The organism is Rhizobium sp. FG96, assembly GCF_057808655.1.
On record NZ_JBMDIL010000011.1, the window covers coordinates 49,003 to 66,808 of the forward strand.

General features: G+C 61.9%; 16 protein-coding genes and 1 other RNA gene. 10 read left to right on the forward strand and 7 right to left on the reverse strand.

The genetic code is table 11. The features are described 5' to 3' along the window. Positions 1-288: 288 nt before the first annotated feature. Both ACODR6_RS21245 and metF read left to right on the forward strand, forming a co-directional pair. Complete coding sequence (locus ACODR6_RS21245) at positions 289-1,305, forward strand: ArsR/SmtB family transcription factor (RefSeq protein WP_130277978.1); 1,017 nt, start codon at positions 289-291, stop codon at positions 1,303-1,305. A 3-nt stretch (positions 1,306-1,308) separates the two neighbouring features. Continuing rightward, on the forward strand, positions 1,309-2,208 hold the full coding sequence (gene metF / locus ACODR6_RS21250) for a methylenetetrahydrofolate reductase [NAD(P)H] (protein WP_489024292.1): 900 nt from the start codon (positions 1,309-1,311) through the stop codon (positions 2,206-2,208). Positions 2,209-2,727: 519 nt separating this feature from the next. Here metF and ACODR6_RS21255 read toward each other — a convergent pair. From ACODR6_RS21255 to ACODR6_RS21270, 4 genes are all read right to left on the reverse strand, one after another. Further along, entirely contained in the window at positions 2,728-3,969 is a 1,242-nt protein-coding gene (locus tag ACODR6_RS21255) for a lytic murein transglycosylase (protein ID WP_413709793.1), read from the reverse strand. A gap of 80 nt (positions 3,970-4,049) precedes the next feature. Continuing rightward, on the reverse strand, positions 4,050-4,844 hold the full coding sequence (locus ACODR6_RS21260; protein ID WP_489024295.1) for a glycoside hydrolase family 25 protein: 795 nt from the start codon (positions 4,842-4,844) through the stop codon (positions 4,050-4,052). Positions 4,845-4,968: 124 nt separating this feature from the next. Next, positions 4,969-5,589, reverse strand: a complete 621-nt coding sequence (locus tag ACODR6_RS21265; RefSeq protein WP_489024551.1) for a class I SAM-dependent methyltransferase — start codon at positions 5,587-5,589, stop codon at positions 4,969-4,971. Positions 5,590-5,639: 50 nt separating this feature from the next. Further along, positions 5,640-6,884, reverse strand: a complete 1,245-nt coding sequence (locus tag ACODR6_RS21270) for a BtaA family protein (RefSeq protein WP_489024297.1) — start codon at positions 6,882-6,884, stop codon at positions 5,640-5,642. A 179-nt stretch (positions 6,885-7,063) separates the two neighbouring features. On the opposite strand from ACODR6_RS21270, the gene ACODR6_RS21275 reads away from it, so the two are divergent. Then, complete coding sequence (locus tag ACODR6_RS21275) at positions 7,064-8,443, forward strand: serine hydrolase domain-containing protein (protein WP_489024299.1); 1,380 nt, start codon at positions 7,064-7,066, stop codon at positions 8,441-8,443. A 23-nt stretch (positions 8,444-8,466) separates the two neighbouring features. Here ACODR6_RS21275 and ACODR6_RS21280 read toward each other — a convergent pair whose 3' ends face one another. The 3 genes from ACODR6_RS21280 to ACODR6_RS21290 all read right to left on the reverse strand — a co-directional run bounded on the left by ACODR6_RS21280 (position 8,467) and on the right by ACODR6_RS21290 (position 11,451). Next, positions 8,467-9,420 carry a transglycosylase SLT domain-containing protein gene (locus tag ACODR6_RS21280; RefSeq protein WP_489024301.1) on the reverse strand — a complete coding sequence of 318 codons (954 nt, stop codon included), beginning with the start codon at positions 9,418-9,420 and terminating at the stop codon, positions 8,467-8,469. Between the two features lie 125 nt (positions 9,421-9,545). Continuing rightward, on the reverse strand, positions 9,546-10,181 hold the full coding sequence (locus ACODR6_RS21285) for a LysE family translocator (protein ID WP_112386971.1): 636 nt from the start codon (positions 10,179-10,181) through the stop codon (positions 9,546-9,548). A gap of 58 nt (positions 10,182-10,239) precedes the next feature. Then, positions 10,240-11,451, reverse strand: a complete 1,212-nt coding sequence (locus ACODR6_RS21290) for a pyrophosphate--fructose-6-phosphate 1-phosphotransferase (protein WP_489024303.1) — start codon at positions 11,449-11,451, stop codon at positions 10,240-10,242. A gap of 337 nt (positions 11,452-11,788) precedes the next feature. Between ACODR6_RS21290 and ACODR6_RS21295 the strand changes: the two genes are divergently transcribed. The 7 genes from ACODR6_RS21295 (at position 11,789) to rsmH (ending at position 17,805) form a co-directional block, all read left to right on the forward strand. After that, positions 11,789-12,496, forward strand: coding sequence for a J domain-containing protein (locus tag ACODR6_RS21295; protein ID WP_112715502.1), 708 nt, complete (start codon positions 11,789-11,791; stop codon positions 12,494-12,496). Further along, on the forward strand, positions 12,493-13,254 hold the full coding sequence (locus ACODR6_RS21300) for an N-acetylmuramoyl-L-alanine amidase (protein WP_489024306.1): 762 nt from the start codon (positions 12,493-12,495) through the stop codon (positions 13,252-13,254). Before ACODR6_RS21295 ends, ACODR6_RS21300 begins: the two co-directional genes overlap by 4 nt. Positions 13,255-13,519: 265 nt before the next feature. Beyond that, positions 13,520-14,047: a lytic transglycosylase domain-containing protein gene (locus ACODR6_RS21305; protein ID WP_130277985.1), complete on the forward strand. Its 528-nt coding sequence runs from the start codon at positions 13,520-13,522 to the stop codon at positions 14,045-14,047. A gap of 230 nt (positions 14,048-14,277) precedes the next feature. Further along, positions 14,278-15,453: an NAD(P)/FAD-dependent oxidoreductase gene (locus ACODR6_RS21310; RefSeq protein ID WP_489024308.1), complete on the forward strand. Its 1,176-nt coding sequence runs from the start codon at positions 14,278-14,280 to the stop codon at positions 15,451-15,453. 55 nt (positions 15,454-15,508) lie between these two features. Continuing rightward, positions 15,509-15,905, forward strand: an RNA gene (gene rnpB / locus ACODR6_RS21315) — RNase P RNA component class A. A gap of 419 nt (positions 15,906-16,324) precedes the next feature. After that, on the forward strand, positions 16,325-16,762 hold the full coding sequence (gene mraZ, locus ACODR6_RS21320; RefSeq protein ID WP_489024553.1) for a division/cell wall cluster transcriptional repressor MraZ: 438 nt from the start codon (positions 16,325-16,327) through the stop codon (positions 16,760-16,762). A 17-nt stretch (positions 16,763-16,779) separates the two neighbouring features. After that, entirely contained in the window at positions 16,780-17,805 is a 1,026-nt protein-coding gene (rsmH, locus tag ACODR6_RS21325) for a 16S rRNA (cytosine(1402)-N(4))-methyltransferase RsmH (protein ID WP_489024310.1), read from the forward strand. Position 17,806 lies beyond the last annotated feature (1 nt).

Below are 17,806 nucleotides of genomic sequence, written 5' to 3' on the forward strand. Positions count from 1 at the left end.
GGAGAAGGGAAGAGGAGATCGCGGCTGGCGCCGACCCCCTCTCTCCCTTCGGCGAGAGGGCAGGATGAGGGGCTCCGGGTGACAAGCCTGAATAGGGGGCGATATGATGACGCGCATTAGGTCCGTCATCGCCATGCCGCCGCCGCGCAATGACTGACGCACCACCATTGGTTCGCACCCCTCCCAAGTCGCTATCCGGCCAGCAAATTTCGTGAATAGCTGCGATTGGCGCTTGCCACGGTTTCTCAAATCACATAAAGATATCTTTATATGTTGATTGGGTCGAATATGGCTGAACCTGTCAGGCTTGGATTGGATGCGCTCGTTGACGTCTTGAAGGCGGCAGGTGAGCCGACGCGCCTACGTCTTCTGGCGCTGCTGGCGGCCGGTGACCTGACGGTGACCGATCTTACCGAAATTCTCGGCCAGTCGCAGCCCCGCATTTCCCGGCACCTGAAGCTGCTTGGCGAGGCCGAGCTGATCGATCGCTACCAGGAAGGCGCCTGGGCCTATTTCCGGCTGAAGCAGGAGGGCAAGGCGGCGTCGCTGGTGCGCATGCTGCTGCAGCACTCCTCCGAGAACGATCCCGTCATTCTGCGCGATGGCGAAAGGCTGTCGTCGGTCAAGCGCCAGCGCGCTGAGCGGGCGCAGGCCTATTTCAGCCGCAACGCCGCCGAATGGGACGAGCTGCGCCGCCTGCATGCCGCCGACGAAGAGGTCGATGCCGCCGTCATCAAGCTCATCGGCAATCAGCCGATCCATTCGCTGCTAGATCTCGGCACTGGCACCGGCCGCATTCTGCAGCTACTGTCGGGGCTTTACCGGCGGGCGATCGGCGTCGATGCCAGCCGCGACATGCTGAGCGTCGCCCGCGCCAATCTCGACAAGTCGGGGATCACCAAGGCGTCGGTGCGCCATGCCGATATCCTGAACCTGCCCTTCGAGGGCCAGGATTTCGATCTGGTGACCATCCACCAGGTCCTGCATTTCTTCGACCAGCCCGAAATCGCCATCAACGAGGCGGCGCGCATGCTGGCGCCCGGCGGGCGGCTGATGGTCATCGATCTGGCCCCGCACGGGCTTGAATATCTTCGCGACGAGCATGCCCATGTCCGTCTCGGTTTCTCGCATCAGTCGATGTCCGACTGGCTGCGCAAGGCGGGGCTCGATGTTGAGCAGGCCGTCGATCTTCATCCGGGTCAGCCGGGCGAGAAGGGCCTCACGGTCACGATCTGGCTCGCGCGCGATCCGCGGCGCCTTATGGCATCCGAAAGCGCCGGTACAGTATTGGCCGGGGAGGTTTGATTTATGACTTTGAACACTGGTAGCCGCCGCGATATCGGCATTTCCTTCGAGTTCTTTCCGCCGAAGTCTGAAGAGATGGAAGGACAGCTCTGGAAGGCCGTCAGCGAGCTGCAGGACTGGAACCCGGATTTCGTCTCGGTGACCTATGGCGCAGGCGGCACCACCAAGGCGCCGACGCTGACCGCCGTCACGCGCTTCCTCAACGAGACGCCGCTTGCCACGGCCTCGCATCTCACCTGCGTCGGTGCGACCAAGGAAGAGACGCATCAGGTCATCGACAATTTCCGCAAGGCGGGCGTCAAGCATTTCGTGGCGCTGCGCGGCGATGCGCCCGGCGGCGCCGGCGCGCCCTATCAGCCGCATCCGGGCGGCTATGCCAATGCATCGGAGCTGGTCGCCGGTCTTCGCGAGATCGGCGATTTCGAGATCTCGGTTTCGGCCTATCCGGAGAAGCATCCCGAGAGCAAGGATGTCGCTGCCGATATCGACATGCTGAAGCGCAAGGCCGACAACGGCGCCAACCGGGCGCTGACGCAGTTCTTCTTCGATAACGACAATTTCGAGCGTTACCTCGAGAAGGTGCGGGCGGCTGGCGTGAAGATGCCGATCGTGCCCGGTATCATGCCGATCCTCAACCTGACGCAGCTGAAGCGCTTTGCCGGCGCCTGCGGCACTGTCATCCCGGCTTTCCTCGATGAGCGTTTCTCCGGTCTCGACGATAAGCCGGAAGAGCGCGCCAAGGTGGCGGCGGATGTCGCTGCCGAGCAGATCGAGGATCTCGTGCGCCGCGGGCTGCACGAATTCCATCTCTACACGATGAACCGCTCGCCGCTGGTTTCGGCGGTTCTCACCAATCTCGGCTTCCGCCGAGGCGAGACCAAGGCCGAGGGCGCGGCTGCCTGATCACGGCAGCTGATTGACGGCAACAAAAAAGCGCATGTCAGGCGGGACATGCGCTTTTTTAGTTTGCTGAACTGTTCACTCAGGAGTCCGGTATTCCAGTCATAGGGTCCGGTTTGCCGCTCAGATGAAGAGCATAGACAAGACGAACGCGAACGCTGCACTGACCAACAGGACATTCAAGGATCGTGTGATACCCATGTCTGCCTCCTTTGCGTTAACGAGGGCATACTATGTCCGAAATGTGTCGGCTGAAAAGCGAATTCCATGTTGCGCCGCAGCAACAGCCAGTGGATAACTGCTGTGTGTATCAATCACGGCATTGAAATCGTTCGAAAAATTCAGCCGAAAGTTTCTTCACACATTTTAACGGTGCGTTAAAGTCGGCGATCCCTGCGTTAAGGCTTGCGTCCGGATGAAGGCTTCTGCCGAAGCTCCTGAAATCGCGGCATAAAAGAAAATCGCGCCCGGCCTGATGGACGGACGCGATGGCATTGCTGCGTAACGGTTTGTCTTGGCGACTCAGAGCGCGCCGAGGAGGCCCGGCGTCGCCCAGCCGTCGGCCGGCATGCCGAGACGCTGCTGTTCCTTCTGGATGGCGACGCGGGTGCCGGAACCGAGGATGCCGTCGATCTCGCCGACGTCATGGCCGAGCGACTGCAGCTTGGTCTGCAGCTGCTTCATCTGGTCGTTGGCAAGGCCCTGTTCCGGGGTGCCCTTCTGGTAGGGCTGGGCGCCGGAGAGGCGGGTCGCGAAATAGGCGGCCGAGGTCGTGTAGATGAACGACTTGTTCCACTCGAGATAGATCTTGAAGTTCGGATAGGCGATGAAGGCCGGTCCGAGGCGGCCCTGCGGCAGAACGAGGTCGCCTTCGAGCTCACCGAAATTGGTGTTGCCGTCACGCGGCTTGACGCCGAGCGCAAACCAGTCGCCAGCCTTCATCGTGCCGCCGAGGCCGGACTTTTCCCAGGGGAGGTTGTCGGGAACGGTGACTTCCTGCAGCCAGGGCTGGCCGCGCTCGAAGCCGAGATGCTGGATGAACTTGGCGGCCGTCAGGATCGCGTCCGGGCCGCTCTGCTTCAGACGCACGTGGCCGTCGCCATCGCCGTCCATGCCGTAGGCGATGATGTCGCGCGGCAGCATCTGCACCTGGCCGATTTCGCCGGCCCAGGCGCCGGTGTTGGTCGCCGGGTCGAGGTCGCCGTGCTGGACCATCTCGATGAGAGCGATCAGCTGCGGACGGAAGAGCTCGGGGCGGCGGCAATCATGCGAGAGCGTCACGAGGGCGTTGCGGGTGTTGAAATCGCCCTGAACGGCGCCGAAGTCGGTTTCCATCGCCCAGAAGGCGGTGATGACGCCGGCCGGTACGCCGTAATCCTGTTCGGCCTTGGCGAAGACATCGGCATACTGCTTCATCTTCTGGCGGCCGATATCGAGACGGGCCTGGCTGACGGTGCGCTGCGAGAATTCGAGGAAGGTCTGCTTGAAGACGCCCTGGGCGCGGTCGCGGCTCAGAACCTTGGGGTCGATCTCGGCGCCGGCGAGCGCCTGGTCGGCGGCTTCGGCAGTGGCACCGGCAGCGATCGCATCGGCCTTCACGCCTGCCAGGAACTGCGAGAGATCACCGTCGCAGGCAACAGCCGGGGTCTGCGGGGCGGCGGGTGCCGCCGGGGCAGGGGCGGCCTGCTGGGCGAAGACGGTGGTGGCAGACGTGACGGCAAACAGAAGAGCAAGTGCAGAGCGGCTTGCGAGCGAGCGGTGCATGGGTTCGTCCTTATATCCGAAATATGTCCGCCGCTTTCACAGATGAATGTGACGGAAGCAAGAAAGTTCGGTGGACGTTACTAAGAATTTCTATCCTTGGAAACCGCAGCGACCCAATTGTTCCAGTTCTTCTGGTTGCCGGCGAAGACATTGATATCCGTCGGTCCCTGAATGCCGGGAATGACGCCGGTCGAGGTATATTGCCAGAAGGCCCAGCGGCGGTCGGCATAGGTTACTTCGGGGTGTTTTGCCGTCGAGCGCACCCAGAAATGGTAATCCTGGAAATAGCCCTGGAGATTGTCGCGGTGGAAATCGACCGAGGTGTAGATGATCGGGCGCTTGCCGTAATAGGCTTCCAGCCGGTTCATGAAGCGCTGCATCTCGGAGCGCACGGTGGCCGGATCAGGACGGAGCTTGCAGGTCTTCGATTCCGCGTTCCACTCCACGTCGATGACGGGCGGCAGGCGCATCGATTCCTTCGGCACATTCTGGATGAACCAGTCGGCCTGCTCGTCGGCTGACGAGCAGAAATAGTAGAAGTGGTAGGGCGCGTGCGGAATGCCGACGGCGCGGGCGCGCTGCCAGTATTCATTGAACTTCGGGTCGACCCGGTCCTTGCCTTCGGTCGCCTTGATGAAGGCGAAGGCGACGCCCGAGGATTTCACCGTCTGCCAGTCGATATCGCCCTGCCATTTGGAGATGTCGATACCGTGAATATCATTCTGATGCGGGGTCTTCGGGCCGAAATCCTGCGGATCGGTGTCTTGGAAGCGGGGCTTCTTGATCGAGGCTGTTTCGAGATAGTCGTAGCCCGTGGAGCTGCAACCGGCGAGCATCAAAGCCAGCGGCAAAACGCAAAACAAAAGTCCGCGCATGAATATCCCGTCATGTAACGAATGATCTACTTGCCCCACAGCATGACCTTCGAAGACGAATGCAGCCGAGGAATAATCCTCTTTTCACCATATCAACGTAAAAAATCGGTTAGTTTCAAGCGAATTATGCGCGCCTGGCGGTAATGACGGCGCGCCAGGCATAGCCGCCATAGAGCGTCTCGAAGGCCAATTCCGCGCCATTTTCATGGGCTTGGGCCTCAAGAACCTCACGCAGATTGGCGCGGGGCGTGACGTGGAATTTCGTCAGCCAGCCCTTGAGCAGGGCGCGGAACCAGCCGGGAAGACGCTCCTGCTGGCCGAAATCGACGATGTGCAGCTCGCCGCCCGGATTGAGCGCGGCGATGGCTGCGTCGATGGCGCGCTCCCAATCGGGGATCATCGACAGCGCGTAGGAGATCAGGATGCGGTCAAATCCGGTGGCGCCGAATTCACGCGGCGTGAAGGCGGTGGCGTCGGCGACGCGGAAATCCGGAACCGCAGCCTTGGTGGCGAAGGTCTTGCGGGCGGACATCAGCATCTCCTGGGAGATGTCGAGGCCGTAGAGGCGGGCGTCGGGGAAGTGACGATGGGCGATCGCCAGATTGCGGCCGGTGCCGCAGCCGACTTCGAGCAGCGTGCCGCCCTTGGGGACGCCGAGGCTGCGGATCGCCTTGTCGCGGCCGAGCAGGTAATATTTGCGCGTCAGATCATAGATGTGACGCTGGTAGCGGTACATGCCGTCCATCAGGCCGGCATGTGCTTCGGATTGGGCATCCGGGAGCGTGCGGATCTCGGTCACGCCTTCTTCCCGTAGATGTGGAAGCCGCCATAGATCGCCGAGCGGTCGAGAGCCGTCATGTCGCGCGACTTCTCTTCGAAGTAATCCCACTGCTCGCGGATGGCGGGCGAGAGGCGGCCTTCGATGATGCTCTTTTCGGCCGCGGTGCGGAAGATGACGCGGGCGCCGGGGCGGGCGGTGCGGCTGATCTCGGCCCAGAGGCTGTTCAGCTGCTCGTCGGTCATCCAGTCCTGCGCGTCGAGCAGGATGTAGCGGTCGCGCGAGGCGGCCGGTTCCTTGGCGAGCAGTTCGGTGAAGTTGGCATGATGCACGGTGACGCGATCGACATTGGCGCGGATCACTTCGTAATGCTCCGGCTTCAGGTAAGTCGGCAGCGGGCCTTCGTCGCCATTGGCGTAACGGCGGCCGAAGGCCTGCCAGGCGAAGTAGTTGTCGCGCATCGGGAAGTGACAGGCGAGCTTTTCGAGGCGGTGCTTCAGCACCGGCGCGATCGAGTTGTCGGCGGCGAGGCTGGCCAGCTCGTCATATTGCTGCGGCGGGATGCCGAGGCCGAAGAGCGAGCTCTTGCGGCCGGTGATCCAGCGCACGACCGGCTTTTCGAACAGCGGGGCGACCTTGTCGTCGAAGAACTGACGCTGTTCGCGGATCGACTGGGTCTTGGTCATCTGCTTCAGGTCGACACCGTGCAGGCGGGCGAGCAGGTGGGCGGCGCCGATGAAGCGGCCGAGCAGGCCGGTTTCATAGATATTGCGGTCGAACACGGTGACGCGGCGGCGGCCGAACTTGCGGCCGTTCCAGTAACTGCGCGTCGCCTCGTCGAGAACCGGCGACAGATGCTGGTCGAAAGCGCGGCTGTTCGATGCTTCGTTCGGCATCGCCAGGAAGCGGACGAGATCGGCGTGACCCGGCAGGTTCTTGAAGGCGGTGAGCTTCAGGCGGTTCAGCGCGATGTGATGCGGATTCAGATCGACGACGTCGATCGAGGCCGGAGCCTTGGAGAGGTAGGCGAGCATATTGCAGCCGCCGGAGCCGATCGTGACGATGCGATGATGCGGCTGCAGCTCCATGGCCTGCATGTCGAGATCGGGGTCTTCCCAGATCTGCGGATACACGAGGCCGGAGAAGAGCAAGCCAAAAAGGCGCTCGGAAAGGCCCTCCTTGGAGAATGCCTTGTGGCGGAGAAGCGCGTCCTTGAGTTTCCGGTTCTTGCGGAAGCCGGCATCCGGTGCAAATTCGGTCATCTGATTCCATCACCGTTTTTAGCGTTCAGGGCGTTTAACGCGGCGCTGCTACAGTTTGATGACGCGGGCTGTGGGCATCGTTTTCCGGGCCGATAGCGTGGGATGAAATGACGCTTGTGCGTTTCGGCTCTTTTTTGTGATTGCGTTTCCTGCTTCTCTCCACCGGTGGAGGAAGAAACATGCGTGTTGTGTTGCGTATCCTGAATGCGCTGCTGGCGCTCGTCGTCGTCGTGGTGATCGGCGGCGCCATCTGGCTCTATGTCCGGCCGCCGGAGTTGTTGCGGGTCGGCGACGGCTATGCGGCGAAGATCGTCTGCTCGAACGTCTTCATGGCGGGGCGCGATCCCGATGCGGTGCTCTATGAGGACGTGCAGGCGCCCGGCAATCCGCTGCTGAGGCTCGTGCGTGTTTCGGTCAACCGGGAGGAGGGGAAGGTCTCGGCGCGCATTCTCGGCCTGTTTGCGCCCGGCCATGCGCTTTATCGCGGCGCCTTCGGCTGCACCAGCGTGCCCGATGGCGACTATCAGGCGGCCGCCAATGCCGCGCCGGAGGAGGATCTTGCCGTGCCGCCGCCGAGCGAGGAACTGTGGCCGGAGGGCGACCGTGTCGCCGCGCCCAACAATCCCAAGCTCGCCCCGCTGCTCGCAGACGCGGCACTCGCCGGGCCGGCGATGCGGGCGATCGTCGTGGTGCATAACGGCAAGATCGTCGCCGAGCGCTATGGCGACGGTTTCGATGCGCGCACGCCGCTGCTCGGATGGTCGATGACCAAGACCGTGAATGCCGCGCTGGTCGGCCGGGTGATGCTGGCGGGCAAGCTGAATTTCGACGATGCGCATCTCTTTGACGCCTGGCGCGGCGATGGCCGCTCGGCGATCACGCTGGCCGATCTGCTCGGCATGGAGAGCGGCCTTGCCTTCAACGAGGATTATGGGGCTGTCGCCGATGTGACGCGCATGCTCTATCTCGATCCTGATATGGTGACGCTGCCGGTGAATGCGCCGCTGGTGGACAAGCCCGGCCAGACCTTCCGCTATTCCAGCGGCACCGCCGTCCTTCTCTCGCGCATCTGGATGGACCGGCTCGGCGATCCGCAGCGGGCCTTCGATTATCCGCGAGAGGCGCTGTTCGGGCCGCTCGGCATGTCGAGTGCCGTTCTGGAGGTCGATGCTCGCGGCACCTTCGCCGGAAGCTCCTATCTCTATGCTACCGCGCATGACTGGGCGCGCTTCGGGCAGTTCCTGATCCAGGATGGCGTGTGGAACGGTCAGCGCATGCTGCCGGAGGGGTTCGTTGCGACGATGCGCACGCCGACGCAGTCGTCAGGCGGAAAATATACGCAGGGGCAGGCGTGGCTTGCGGCACCCGGCGGCGATCTGAGCCCTGCTGCGGGGCTGCCGGCCGATACGTTCTGGCTTGAAGGGCATGACGGGCAGAGCGTGGCGATCGTGCCGTCGGCCGGCCTCATCGTCGTGCGCCTAGGCCTGACACCGAGCCGGCTCGGCTACAAGCCGCAGGCGCTCGTCAAGCAGATCGTCGGGGCGCTGTCGTCGCCCTGACCATCACGTATAAAGGGTAGGGATCAGTAGTTGCCCTGGGCAACGTCGTCCATGCCCTTGCGCTTGGCATCGTAATAATAGCCGCGCGCATAGAGGCGGACCGCATCGTCTTCCTTGCTGTCGGAGACGAGCCAGGCGCCGCGCAGATATTTTGCGGCATACTTGATGTTGGTCTCGGCATCGAGCAGGCCCGACGGCTCGCCATCGTAACCCATCGATTTCGCCGTGTTGTACTTGATCTGCATCAGGCCGAAATAGCCGCGCTTGTTATAGGCGCGCGGATTGTAGCGGCTTTCGCGATGGACGACGCGGTGGAGCAGGGACGCCGGCATTTCATAGAGCTTGGCGTATTTCTCGATCAGCTTGTTGACGAAGCCCTTCTCTGCAGTCGGCGCATCGTCGGTATCGTTGTCGCTGAACATCGGCGGTGCCGTCGGCGGATCCATCGGACCGGATTCGTCGAAGGTGAAATCGGACATCGAGCGCGGCGCACTGGTCTGGACGGCAAGTGCTGCGAGCGCGCCGTTCTGCGGCGTGGTCGCTGCAAAGGCGAGCTGCGTCGCGGGCGATGCCGGCGTGCCGGGACGCGGGGTCGGGACGACGGACTGGATTGCCGTCATCTCCGGCGTCAGCGGAATCTCGGTCGGCATGGCGGCCGAAGCGGTCTGCTGGAAGGCGGCATCGGCCGGCGAAACGGCGGTTGGCAGCACGGCGGTCTCGGCCGAAAGAGCCGGCGTCGTCTGCGGATTGGCGGCAGCAAATGCCATCGGGGTCTGCGGAGCGGAGCCGTCGGCAGCCGGAACGGCCGCCATCATCATCGCATCTTCACCCGGCTTCGGCGTCGGAACGACGGTCTGGACCGCGCTCAATTCAGCCTGGGAGGTGTACTCGACGGTCGAGCATCCGGTCATGACCCCGCAGAGCATCGTCGAAACGACCAGACTGCGTTTCAGGCCGGAAAATCCGTTCGCTACCATTCTGTCACTTTCGTGAATCGCGCCGCCCTGGCAGCGTTTAAAAAGTTACTGAGAAGCTAAGCACTGATTTTTCCCATTAACCTATTCGTATGGGCGTCGCAACCCGCTGAAAATTGCGATTGCGTTCAGGCCGCAATGCGGCGGTAGCCGGCGGTCACAGCGCCTGCTGCGATCAGCAGCGTGCCGCCCGTGCGGTTGACGGCGCGCTGGACGCTTGCCTTGCGGATGAGGCCGCGGGCGGCATGAGCGAGCAGGGCATAGCTCGAGGCGTTGATCGTGGCGAGCACCAGGAAGGTGAGCTCCATGATCAGCATCTGTTCGAAGAAGGGGGCTGCAGGGTTCAGGAACTGCGGCACGAAGGCGACGAAGAAGACGATGCTCTTCGGGTTCAGCGCGGTGACGACATAGGCGTGAAGAAAGATCTTCAGCGACTTTTCTTCCGGCAGGTTGTCGTTATCGGCGACGGGGCCGGGGATGATCGGCGCCCGCCAGAGCTTGATTCCGAGCCAGATCAGATAGGCGCCGCCGACCCACTTCAAAACCGTGAACAATGTCGCGGAAGCCGCGAGCAGAGCGCCGAGGCCGAAGAGCGACGCGGTCATGGCGGTGAAATCGCCGAGCGCCACGCCCGATACCGTCGCCAGTGCCGTCTTGCGGCCATGGCCGAGCGCATAGGAGACGACGAGCAGGATCGTCGGTCCCGGAATGGCCAGCATAATGGCGGAAGCAGCAGCAAAAGCGAGCCAGGCTTCGAGCGACATGGAATCTCCTCCTATTCCCTAAGAAACAAGCAAAGACACCATATCAACCCTGCGTCAATCATGCGGCGCGGTATTTTTGGCCAATCTGATCCATCAATTCGGCGAACCACTTGGCCGATGTATCGAAGGCCTTGCCGCCCTTGATGCGCGGGAATTCGATGGTGCGCAGCTTGCCGTTCTGGTCCTCGTCGTGACCGGTGACGCCGGAGACCTTGTTGAGAGCGCTTTCGACGGCGAGGTCGGTCATGCTCTGGATCAGGCGCAGGTCTTCGCTGTTGGCGGGAGCGGAGCGGGCGAAATAGCCGGACTTCTGCACCAGCGAACGTTCGGCATTCAGGAGGCTTGCAAACTGCTTCTGGAACCAGCCGCCGACATTGATCGTGTCGATCTTCACATGGCCGAAAGCGTCGCGCTTGATGGTCTCGCCGGCTGCTTCGCGCTCGGCGACGATGGCGTCGAGGCAGGCGCCTTCGGAGACGAAGACGGTGGCGTGGCCGGTGCGGTCCATGATCTCCTTGAGCCGGGCCGCTTCGGCCTGCAGGTCGAAGGCGGTCTCCGGCAGGTAGACGGCGTCGATGCTCTTCATGCCTGCGTTCATCAGCATGCCATCGACATATTCATTGTGGCGCGTGCGCTTCAGGTAGGCCTGGGCGGTCGCTGCCGTCAGCCAGCCGCAGTGGCGGCCCATGACTTCGTGGATGAGGAGGGTGCGCGGGGCGGCACTCTGTTCGTTGCTGACATTGTCGAAGAAATGCGCGCCGACTTCGGCCGCCGTCCAGGCGCCGAGCGACTGGCGGATCGGCACGACGTCGTTGTCGACGGTCTTCGGCAGGCCGACCACGGTCAGGTTGTAATTGTTGGCGGCGAGATAGGCGGCAAGGTCGGCGGCGGTCGTATTGGTGTCGTCGCCACCGATCGTGTGCAGGATGGTGACGCCGTCAGCGGCGAGACGCTCGGCTGCGACGCGCAGCGGGTTTTCGCCTTCCTTGACGAGGCCGCGCTTCACGCAATCGGCAGCGTTCGTCAGCTTGACGCGGCTGTTGCCGATCGGCGAGCCGCCGTAGCGGTGCAGCAGCGGCGCCTTCTCGCGCATGTCCTTGGTGATCCTGATGCTGTCGCCGAGCAGGACGCCCTGATAGCCGGACTTGTAGGCGATCAGTTCGATATCGGGAGCGACGTCGCTATAGCGCTCGATCAGGCCGCCGACAGCGGAAGACAGACAGGGAGCGAGGCCTCCGGCGGTCAGCATTGCGACTTTCTGTTTGGCCATGTTCCCTCCATATCGACCTGAGATGCGCGATTGCACGCGGCTTAGCTAACGCATGCATGGGGCAGGGAAAGAGGCCTGTAAAGTAAAGAATTGACGAAAAATCGGCACCGCTGGCGAAGCCCGGCCGGAAGCGCCGATATAATCGGTTAAGACGGCGATCGGATGCCGCCAAGATCTGTGGAAACTGTCTCACCGCAGACGGAAAATGCGGCGTCCCATCGGCAAACAATTACCGAATTGTGAAAAGTGTTTTCAACCTTACGACTAATCGCTGCCTTGCATTGGCAACGATTATTTGGTCATGGTGTTATCAGATATTGCGATGCGGGAAACTTCGATGTCCTTCTGGGAAAAACTGCTCAACGCCATTGGCAATACTGCGGGCAATGTGCTCTCCGCGGTGGTCGAGGCCGTGCGCACGGTTTTCGAAGGCGATCCCGAGACCCGCCGCAAGGTTGCCTTCTCGGTTGCTGTGATCGCGCTCTCGGCCAAGATGGCGAAGGCAGACGGGATCGTCAGCGAGAAGGAGGTTCAGGCCTTCCGCGACATTTTCGAATTCCCGCAGGATCAGGCCAAGAACGTCGCCCGTCTCTATAATCTGGCGCGCCAGGACGTTGCCGGTTACGAGGCCTATGCCGAGAAGCTGTCGTCGCTCTGCGTCACCTGCGCTGCAAACTGCCCGGTACTGGAAGACGTTCTCGACGGTCTGTTCCATATCGCCAAGGCGGATGGGCTGATCCATGAGAAGGAAATGAACTTCCTTCGTCATATCGCCGAAATCTTCAAGATGAGCGAGCAGCGCTTCGAGCAGATCGCCGCCCGCCACGTCTCGATCGGCCGCGATCCCTACAAGGTTCTCGGCGTTTCCTCCGCAGACGATTTCCCGACGATCCGCCGCCGCTATCTGGCGCTGGTCAGCGAAAACCATCCGGACCGGCTGGTGTCGCGCGGTGTGCCGGAAGAGTTTCATGCGATCGCCAACGAGCGTATGGCTGCCCTCAACGACGCCTATGCGGCGATCGAGAAGGAACGCCGCGCAGCATGACCGCCTTCGAGGCTGACTACCGCAAGGCCTCCGTGAAGCCGTCGCCGAACCATGGCGAGCGGGTAGGGGGGCGGAAGCCGGATATCATTCTTCTCCATTATACCGGGATGTCGACGCCGGAATCGGCACTCGACTGGCTCTGTCGCGAGGAAAGCCAGGTCTCGTCGCACTATTTCGTCCATGAAAACGGCGACGTCGTGCAGATGGTGCCGGAGACGCGCCGTGCGTGGCATGCGGGCAAGAGCACCTGGCACGGCCAGGACGACGTGAATTCCGCGTCGATCGGCATCGAAATCGCCAATGCCGGCCATCCGGGCGGGTTGCCCGAATTCCCGAAAGAGCAGATTGCGGCAGTGATCGAACTGTGTCGGGATTGTGGCGAACGTTGGTCGATCCTGCCCGAAAGAGTGCTCGGGCATTCCGATGTGGCGCCCGTTCGCAAGGTCGATCCGGGCGAGAGATTCCCTTGGGGAGAACTGCATAAAGCGGGGGTCGGGCACTGGGTCGAACCGGCGCCGATCACCGGTGGGCGGTTCTTCCAGCGGGGTGACCGCGGGCAGCCGATCGAGGCCCTGCAGTCTATGCTGTCGCTCTATGGTTACGGCACGGAAATCACGGGCGAATTCTCCGACAAGATGGCCGGTGAGCTGGAGGCTTTCCAGCGCCATTTCCGCCCGGAGCGGGTGGATGGAATCGCCGACTTCTCGACGATCGATACGCTGCACCGGCTGCTTGGCGCGCTGCCGCGCTATTCGTAAGCTGCGATCCGGTACTTTCACCGGCGAATTTGCAGATTCACACTTGAATTGTGCAGTGCCACATCATTTCCCTATTATCTCCTCATTGCGATGGTCTAACCCCTGCCGCTGAACGGCGTCTGCGGCCTTTGTGAAGTGTAGCGGCCAGACGTCAACTGAAACGATAAGAATTGCTGCGGCATGCAGTCATTCCTTGGCTGCGTGTTACCGTGAGACGGCGAGGCGCGCAGTCCGGCAATTCTTTGGGTCGGAGTGTCAAGACTACATGAGAAATGCGATTATTGGTGCTGCGGCATGCGTTGGCGTGCTGCTGGCAGGGTATAACTGTGCCTTCGCGGGCGAAGCAGATAATAAAACTGATAAGACTGAGACGGTTCAATTCAAGACCGTCGATCGCGACAGCGGCTATGCAATGCCTGACTTTGCGACCAACAAGTATTCGGTTCTCATCGCAAAATACGCAAAGCAGTATGATGTACCGGTGGCACTCGCCTCGGCCGTCGTGCGCGTCGAAAGCAACTTCAATCCGAATGCACGCGGCAGCGCCGGCGAAATCGGCCTGATGCAGATCAAGCCGGCAACGGCACGGATGATGGGCTATGCCGGTACCAAGAAGGGCCTCTTCGATCCGGAAACCAACATCAAGTACGGCATGAAATATCTCTCCATGGCCCATGAGCTCGGCGGCGGCGAAACCTGCGGCACGATCCTCAAGTACAATGCCGGCCATGCCGCCAAGCGCATGAATCCGGTCTCCAAGGCCTATTGCGGCAAGGTTCTGGCGCTTCTCTGAGAGCGCCGCTAACCGGCTGATGCGGAATCCTTTTCCGCTCGCACTTCAGAAAATGATTCAACTTTCCGGCCGCAATGTCTGACGTCGCAGAAGCGAGGTGAGACATGGCCGGGTTGAAGACGCGCAGATGCCGGCGGCCATGACGGTTCGCCGCCTTGCCGCCCATCCCGCAGGCGGCTATCCCTATCGCGGATTCCGGAATCCTATTCCGGCAGGCAGGGAAGGCAGGCATGGCAGCGGATTTCAAATATATCGTCGTCGGCCGCGGCATGATGGGCGCGGCTGCCGCAAAATATCTCGCCATGCAGGCGGATGGTGTTGCCGTCATCGGTCCGGACGAGCCGGAGAATCGCAGGGCGCATCAGGGCGTCTTCGCCAGCCACTATGACGAAGGCCGCATCACCCGCACCGTCGATCCCGACCGGGACTGGGCGCTGCTCGCCAATCGCTCCATCGCGCGCTACGCAGAGATCGCTGCCGAAAGCGGCATCGATTTCTATACCGAGGCGGGCTGCGTCGTCGTTGCTCCCGCCGGTTCCGACTACACCCGCGATACCAAGAATGCGGCGGATTCGCTCGATGTCGAGACGCGGATGCTCGATGGCGCTGCCCTGAAGCAGGCGTTCCCCTATTTTGCCCTGCCGCAGGGTTGCGAGGGCGTCTTCCAGCGGGAGGATGCCGGCTATATCAGCCCGCGGCGGCTGGTGAGAGCGCAGTCCACGATTGCCGAAAAGCGCGGTGCCACCGTCATCCGCGACTACGTGACGGCGATCCGCGACGAGGGCGGGATCGTTGCAGTCGAGACATCGGGCGGCAGGACCGTCACGGCGGAAAAGGTGCTGCTGGCTGCCGGTGGTTTCTCCATCAACGAGAATCTCTTGGCCGAATCTGTTGACATGTCGGTTTATGGGCGGACGGTGGTGATGTTCGAGGTCGGCGAAGAACAGGCCGAAGCCTTTGCCGGCATGCCGTCGCTCATTCTCGAAACCCGCGATATCGACATCTACCTGCTGCCACCGATCCGTTATCCTGACGGAAAGCTTTATCTGAAAATCGGTGGCGATCCTGACGATTACCAGCTGAAGACCGATGCCGAGCTCCGGGCCTGGTTCCGCACCGATGGCCGGCCGCGGGCGCGCGATCACCTGATGCTGATCACTCGGCGTCTGGTTCCTGATCTCAAGCCACTCTCGGTCTCGACGGCATCCTGCGTGGTGTCGAAAACGGCGAGCAGGCATCCGATGATCGGCTTCACCTCGTCGCCCGGTATCGCCGTGCTGACCGGCTGCGCCGGCACGTCGGCGAAGAGTTCGGACGAGATCGGGCGGCTGGGCGCCGAGCTGCTGATGACCGGCGAGATCGCGCCGCAGGGCTATGCGACGGATTTCAAACCGGCTTTCCGATAACCCGAGCCGATATTTGCTGTGGCAATTGCCGGCGGGCTCCGCTAAGGGAGCGCTGCCAGTTGGCCGGGCAGCCGCGCTTTACAATGCCGAAAGGTGGTAGGGTGAGGAAAGTCCGGGCTCCACGGAAACACGGTGCCGGATAACGTCCGGCGAGGGCGACCTCAGGGAAAGTGCCACAGAAAGCAAACCGCCTGCGTCCGCGCAGGTAAGGGTGAAAGGGTGGGGTAAGAGCCCACCGCGTTTGCGGCAACGTAAACGGCACGGTAAACCCCACCGGGAGCAAGACCGAATAGGGATGACGCGGTTGGCGCAAGCCTTCCGGCTGGTTTCCAGGCCAGTCATCCGGGTGGGTTGCGAGAGGCAGCGTGCAAACGCTGTCCCAGAGGAATGGCTGCCACGTTCCGGGTCAAACCGGAGCCATACAGAACCCGGCTTACAGGCCAACTGGCGATTTAACTTTCTTCTATCATCATGCCTTCGGCGCGGTGGCGGCAGCCGCCGCCGTCGCGGCCGGTTTATGCTGAGAAATCAGGCGCTCAGCCTATATTTGCGGTTTCTTACGGACGTTTTCTCGGGTGCCGGAAAGTGCCGATCCTAACCCTTTGTTAAACTTAACAGCTTATAAATTTTCGGTACTGCGCTCATCGCGAGAGGGGCGTTTCCCATTGACGCCCATATGGTCCCATGGTATCCCATAAGAGCACTGCACAAGGGCAATCATCTGCCCATCAATCGCAAAGCCAAGGCGCCTTCCATCCCGGAAGCGCCGGGCGGGCCTCGGTCCGTTCGGCTAGCGAAGCTGTGCTCTGTGTTGAGGGTTCCGGTGGCGGTTCTTCGCTTCGGGCTCTTTCGGAAACGGATGTTTCGTGTCATGAGCCGCTTCCTTTCAAGTGCGACCAACAGGATCGATTCCAAGGGCAGGGTTTCCGTGCCTGCGGCCTTTCGTTCCGTGCTGGCGCAGCGCAATATCCAGGAGCTCTATTGCTTCCAGGATTTTGTGTTTCCGGCGATCAGCGTCGGCGGCCCGGATCTTCTCGAAAGGTTCGAGCGGCAGATCGCTGCGGAGGATCCGTTTTCGCCGGTCGCGAACGAGATGTCGCTTCTCATTCATGGGGGCGGGGTCTTCATGAGGCTCGACGCCGAGGGGCGTTTGATGGTCACGGATTTCATCCGGGATTTCACGAGGATCTCGGACGAAGTGACTTTCGTCGGGCGGGCAGATCATTTTCAGCTGTGGCAGCCGCAGGAATTTCAGGCGGCCCAGATGCAGGCACGAGAGGGGCGCACGCTGGCGGGCAAGCGCTCCTGAACAAGCGAGGGCGCGGAATGGTGACGAATCCTGGCGGAGGTTCATCCGAAGCTGGTGGCGGACCGGTTCGTCACATTCCGGTTCTTCTCAACGAAGTGCTCGACGCGCTGCAGCCGTCTTCCGGCAAGATCGTTTTGGACGGCACCTTTGGCGCAGGCGGCTATACGTCGGCGATTCTCGCCGCTGGTGCCGATGTCGTCGCGCTCGATCGCGATCCGACGGCGATCGCTGCCGGTCAGGCGCTGGTGGCTGAGCATTCCGGTCATCTCCAGCTCGTCCATTCGCAGTTTTCCAATCTCGCAGATCAAGCGCCTGCCAGCGGGCTCGATGGCGTCGTGCTCGATATCGGCGTGTCCTCGATGCAGATCGATGAGGCGGATCGCGGCTTCTCGTTCTCGAAGAACGGTCCGCTCGACATGCGCATGTCGGCTGCCGGTGTCTCGGCTGCCGATGTGGTCAATCGCGCCAAGGTCGCCGAGCTGATCCGCATTTTTCATTTCCTCGGTGAAGAGGATCAGGCGCCGCGCATCGCGCATGCGATCGAGAAGCGCCGCGCCGAAAAGCTGTTCGAAACCACCCGCGATCTCGCCGGGCTGATCGAGCTGGTGACGCCGCGCAAGATGAAGGACAAGATTCATCCTGCGACCCAGGTGTTTCAGGCGCTGCGCATCTTCGTCAATGACGAGCTCGGTGAGCTGGCGCAGGCGCTGTTTGCAGCCGAGCGTGCGCTGAAGCCGGGCGGCCGTCTCGTCGTCGTCACCTTCCACTCGCTGGAAGACCGGATCGTCAAGAAATTCTTCTCCGATCGCGCCGGCAAGGCCTCGGGCTCGCGTCACCTTCCGGTGGCGCACGAGCGCGCCGCCACGTTCAATGCTGTCGGGAAGTCTATGGTTGCTGCCAGCAAGGCGGAAGCCGAAGCAAATCCACGGGCACGTTCCGCCAAGCTGCGCGCTGGGGAGCGCACATCGGCTCCGGCCGAAGCAGCGGACATGTCCATCTTCGGCCTGCCTAGCCTGGCCAGTCTCGGAAAACTTGGGGGTTGAT